This window comes from Cryptosporangium minutisporangium (assembly GCF_039536245.1).
Lineage (GTDB): Bacteria > Actinomycetota > Actinomycetes > Mycobacteriales > Cryptosporangiaceae > Cryptosporangium > Cryptosporangium minutisporangium.
The window spans coordinates 20821-25946 of the sequence record NZ_BAAAYN010000108.1; the positions used below are offsets into that span (position 1 = coordinate 20821).

General features: G+C 72.4%; 4 protein-coding genes. All 4 read left to right on the forward strand.

Annotation, left to right across the window (positions count from 1 at the left end):
• The first annotated feature begins 45 nt into the window (after positions 1-45).
• Positions 46-624, forward strand: coding sequence for a TetR/AcrR family transcriptional regulator (locus tag ABEB28_RS42285; protein WP_345733959.1), 579 nt, complete (start codon positions 46-48; stop codon positions 622-624).
• A 104-nt stretch (positions 625-728) separates the two neighbouring features.
• A complete protein-coding gene (locus ABEB28_RS42290) occupies positions 729-1637 on the forward strand; it encodes an aldo/keto reductase (RefSeq protein WP_345733963.1) in 909 nt (302 codons plus the stop codon).
• Positions 1638-1762: 125 nt separating this feature from the next.
• Complete coding sequence (locus ABEB28_RS42295; protein WP_345733960.1) at positions 1763-3712, forward strand: glycoside hydrolase family 3 protein; 1950 nt, start codon at positions 1763-1765, stop codon at positions 3710-3712.
• A gap of 159 nt (positions 3713-3871) precedes the next feature.
• Positions 3872-5050 carry a hypothetical protein gene (locus ABEB28_RS42300; RefSeq protein WP_345733961.1) on the forward strand — a complete coding sequence of 393 codons (1179 nt, stop codon included), beginning with the start codon at positions 3872-3874 and terminating at the stop codon, positions 5048-5050.
• Positions 5051-5126 lie beyond the last annotated feature (76 nt).

The following is a 5126-nucleotide window of genomic DNA, read 5'->3' on the forward strand; positions in this document are numbered from 1 at the left end:
CGATCGACCGAACGAGAACTGTCCCGCACCCGACACCGGAGCTCCGTGACCGACACACCGACGCGGATCCTCAGCGCCGCGCGCGACTGCCTGCTCGCCGATGGCTACAGCCGGTTCTCCACCCGCCGGGTGGCGGACACGGCCGGGGTACCGCTCAGCCAGATCCACTACCACTTCGGTACCCGTAAGGCGCTGGTCCTGGCGCTGCTCGCTCGGGAGAACCAGAGCCTGCTGGAGCGTCAGCGCCGGATGTACGGCGCGGAGGCGCCGCTCTGGAAGCGGTACGAGCAGGCCTGCGACTACCTCGACGACGACCTCGCATCCGGCTACGTCCGGGTACTGCAGGAGATGATCGCCGCGGGCTGGTCCGACCAGACGATCGCCCAGGACGTCCTCGCGGTGATCCAGGGCTGGTACGACGTGCTCGGCGAGGTCGCGCGCGAAGCGGAGGCACGCTTCGGCTCCCTCGGCCCGTTCACCGCCGACCAGATCGCCGGTCTCGTCGGCATGGCGTTCCTCGGCGGGGAGGCGCTGGCGCTGCTGGGGGACGCGAAGTGGAGCGACAACGCCCGCAGCGCACTGCGTAGCGTCACCGACCTGATCCGGATGCTGGAAGAGGGCTAACGTCGACCTAGCGTCTTCTCCGGGAGGAAACAGTGAGCGAGCGGATCGAGACCCGCCAGCTGTGGGCGGACGGGCCGGCCGTCGGCGCGATCGGGCTGAGCTGCATGGGAATGACTTGGGCGTACGGCACCGATCCCGGGGCAGACGACCCCGGCGCGGTGATCGGGCGCGCGGTCACGCTCGGCATGACCCTGATCGATACCTCCGATGTGTACGGGCCGTTCACCAACGAGGAGTTGGTCGGCAAAGCGCTGGTCGGGCGGCGCAACGAGGTCACGCTGGCCACCAAGGGCGGGCTGGCCGCGCAGTTCACCCCGGACGGCAATCCGGATGCGTCGCGGATGCCCCGGCCGAACGGCACGCCCGAGCACTTGGAGCGGGCGATCGACGGCTCGTTGCGGCGGCTCGCGGTCGACCACATCGACCTGTACTACCTGCACCGGCCCGACCCGCAGGTGCCGGTCGCCGACAGCATCGGGACGCTCGCCGAGGCGGTACAAGCGGGCAAGATCCGGGCGATCGGCGTCTCCGAGTTCTCCGTCGAGCAGCTCGACGAGGCCGCGGCGGTCCACCCGATCAGCGTGGTGCAGTCCGAGTTGTCGCTCTGGACCCGCGAGCACCTGGAGACCACGCTGCCGTGGTGCGTCCGGAACGGCGCGGGGTTCGTGGCGTTCTCCCCGCTCGGGCGCGGCTTCCTCACCGGCGCCTTCCGCGAGGCGGCGTTCGCGGCGGACGACTTCCGCGCCAGCCTGCCCCGGTTCCAGCAGGAGAACCTGCAGGCCAATCTGGCCATCGTGGACGCGGTGGAGGCGATCGCCGCCCGGTACGACGCGACGGCGGCGCAGGTCGCGCTCGCGTGGGTGCTGGCGCAGGGCGAGAACGTGGTGCCGATCCCCGGCACCCGGCGGATCTCCCGACTGGAGGAGAACGCGGCCGCGGCGGCGCTGCGACTGAGCGCCGACGACCTGGCCGAGCTCGACGCGCTCCCCGCCCCCGCCGGTACGCGCTACTGACACGCACGGGTGCGTGTGCAATCGCGTGACCCCTGGGCTACGAGATCGCACACGCACCCCCGGAGCCTCGTCCTGATGGGATACCGTGACGTGATCCACGTCACAGCCCTCAGCGAGGAGGCGCCGTGTCCCGGACCGCGTTACGCACCGTCAGCTGCGTTCTCACCGGCATCGTGGTGGGCGCCCTCGCGGCGCCGGTGGCCGCGCCCGCGAAAGGGCTCTCGCGGCAGCCGGAGCTGAGTTCCCGCAGCGCTCCGATCCTGACGATCGACGGTCTGCGCTTCCGCGACCTCGACCGCAACGGGGCGCTGACGCCGTACGAGGACTGGCGCCTGGCGCCGGAGTCGCGCGCCGACGACCTGATCAAGCGGATGACGCTGGTGCAGAAGGCCGGGCTGCTGGTGCACGGCACGCTGCCGGCCACCGAGACCGGCTACGACCCGGCGCAGCTCGGGACGCTGATCGGCGCCCGGCACGTCAACACGTTCATCACCCGGCTCGCGATCGCGCCGGACGCGCTGGGCACCGCGCACAACGCGGTGCAGGAGGTCGCGGAGAACGCCAACCTCGGCATCCCCGCCGTCATCTCCACCGACCCGCGCAACGGTTTCTCGGTGACCGAGGGCCAGACCGTCGCCGGGGTCGGCACCACCGCGATGCCCGACGCGATCGGCTGGGCGGCCACCGGCAGCCCCGCGCTCACTCGTCAGCTGGCCGACATCGTCCGCCAGGAGTACCGCGCGGTCGGCATCACCGAAGGGCTGTCACCGCAGGCGGACCTCGCCACCGAGCCCCGCTGGACCCGGGTCAACGGCACGTTCGGCTCCGACCCCCGAACCGCCCGGCGCCACGTGCAGGCCTACGTCTCCGGACTGCAGCACGGCTCGGACGGGCTGGGGCCGGCCAGCGTCGCCACGGTCACGAAGCACTGGGTCGGCTACGGCGCCCAGGACAACGGCTACGACAGCCACTACTACTACGGACGCTACGCGACGTTCCCCGGTGGCAACTTCGGCGCGCACATCGTCCCGTTCACCGGCGCGTTCGAGGCCGAGACCGCAGGCATCATGCCCACCTACTCGATCCTGCGGAACCTGGTGATCCGCGGCCAGCGAGTCGAGCAGGTCGGCGCCGGCTTCAACAGCTTCCTGCTGAAGAACCTGCTGCGCGGGCGCTACGGCTTCGACGGCGTCATCGTCTCGGACTGGGCGATCACCGGCGACTGCCCGCAGGCGTGCCGGGACAACCGGCCCCCGGCGTTCTTCGTCGGGCCGTGGGGCGCCGGCATGCCGTGGGGCGTCGAGAACCTGACCGTGATCCAGCGCTTCGCGAAGGCGATCAACGCGGGCGTCGACCAGATCGGCGGCTCGAACGAGCCGCGGAACGTCACCCAGGCGGTCAACGCGGGCCTGATCAGCACGGCCCGGGTCAACGAGGCCGCGCGGCGGGTGCTGATCCAGAAGTTCCAGCTCGGTCTCTTCGAGAACCCGTACGTGGACCCGGCCGCCGCGGCCCGGCTCTCCGGGAACGCACGGTTCCAGGACATCGGCGACCGGGCGCAGGCGGCGTCGCTCACGCTGTTGACCAACCGGAAGCGGGTGCTCCCGGCCCGGTCGGTGCGCACCGTCTACCTCTCCGGCGTGAGCGCGCAGGCCGCGGAGGCCGCCGGGCTCACCGTGACCACCGATCCGGCGCGGGCCGATCTGGCGATCGTCCGGCTCGCCGATCCGCGCAGCGGCTCCGGCACGCTGGGGCTGACGTTCACCGGCGCCGAGGCCGACTACCAGGCCTTCCGCCGGGCGGCCGCGGCCGGGGTTCCGACCGTCGCGGTCCCGAAGCTCGACCGCCCGCTGGTGCTGACGAACGTCGTCGACCGCGCCGCCGCGGTGCTGGCCGACTACGGCGTCTCGGACGAGGTGCTGCTGGAGACCGTGCTCGGTCAGCGGACGCCCGGCGGCCGGCTGCCGTTCGAGCTGCCCTCCTCGCAGGCCGCCGCCGACCGGCAGCTCGAGGACGTTCCGGACGACTCCCGGGCACCGCTGTTCCGCCGGGGGCACGGACTCCGGTATCGGTAACGCCGTTCACCGACGCGTTCAGCCGATTAGCCCTAGGGGGATCGACTGAAGGGGGATAAAAGCCCGCTAATACAACAAACGACGGCACGTCGGACTCGCCATCGCGAACAAAGCTGCTCGTATCCGTTTTGTCCTAAAAGACAAGATCGGAGACGAGAGATGACTCGCAAGCCCGGACGGAGGGGCCTCGCGCTCGTCGGCGTGGTGCTGGCCACCGGTACGACGCTGACGCTGGGCGCTCCCGCGCTGGCCGAACCACTGGATCCCGAGGCTCCGGAGGCCGTTACGGCGCCCGCGGTGCCGGCGGCTCCAGCCGTGCCCGCGGTACCCGCCGTCCCCGCGGTGCCGGTGGCTGTGCCGGCCGCGGCGGGGCCGGCGACCGACCAGGGAGGATCGACGCAGGGGGGCGTCGAAGCCCGGCAGGGTGGCTTCGGAGAGCGGACCCGCACGAACGGCCACGGCGACGGGGACCACGGGGACGGAGACCGTGGCGGTGAGCGCCGTGAGCGCGGCGACCGAGGAAGCCGCGGTGACGCCCAGGGCGGTGAGACCACCGACCGCGGGGACCGTGGTGGCAACCGCCAGGAGGACCGGAACGACCGGACCCGCCGCGACGGCCAGGACGACGAGGGCCGCCGCGACGGCCAGCGCGGACAGGACGGCCAGCGCGGACAGGACGGCCAGCGCGGACAGGACGGCCAGCGCGGACAGGACGGCCAGCGTGGACAGGACGGCCGGGACGGGCGCGGGCGTGAGGACCGCGACGGGCGCGAAGGCCGGCAGGGCCGCGAGGACCGGGACGGGCGTGAGGGCCGTGAAGGTCGTGAGGGCCGTGAAGGCCGTGAAGGCCGTGAAGGACGTGAAGGACGTGACCGTCGAGACGGTCGCGAGGGCCGGGACTCGCGCGACAGCCGGGACTCGCGGCACCGGGACAGCCGGGACTGGCGCTACCGGGAGCACCGCCGCGGCGAGCGGGTGACCGCCAGCTGGTACCGCCACCGCACCTGGCACCGCGGTGACTCCGGCGGGTACTGGCACGGCGGCTCGAACTGGCACCGCGGCAGCAGCTACCACCGCGGCCGCGGCTGGGACTCCGCCGGCGGCTGGGGCTGGACCGACCGCGCGCGCTACGGCGACCGCGTCGCGTCGTTCCACCGTGGATACCTGGCGTGCCAGCGGGCCGGCTACCTCGGCGTGCTCCGTGGCTGGTGGGACGATTTCAGCTGCGACTTCACCCGGGTCGGCTGGGCGGGCTGGCGGTACTTCGGCTTCGGCCCCAGTGACTGGCGCTACCGCGGCACCTGGGTCCTGCGAGTCGACGACTTCGACGTCTACTGACCCCGACGTCGTGAGCTGACGCCGCGCCGTTCTCCAGCGCGGGGCACCCGCTGATGGTTGTCGCCCTCCCGGGCGG

Bases quoted from the DNA above. Each gene is read 5' to 3' on its own strand.
- ABEB28_RS42290 (WP_345733963.1), top strand. From the start codon at position 729: ATGGGAATGACTTGGGCGTACGGCACCGATCCCGGGGCAGACGACCCC.
- ABEB28_RS42300 (WP_345733961.1), top strand. From the start codon at position 3,872: ATGACTCGCAAGCCCGGACGGAGGGGCCTCGCGCTCGTCGGCGTGGTG.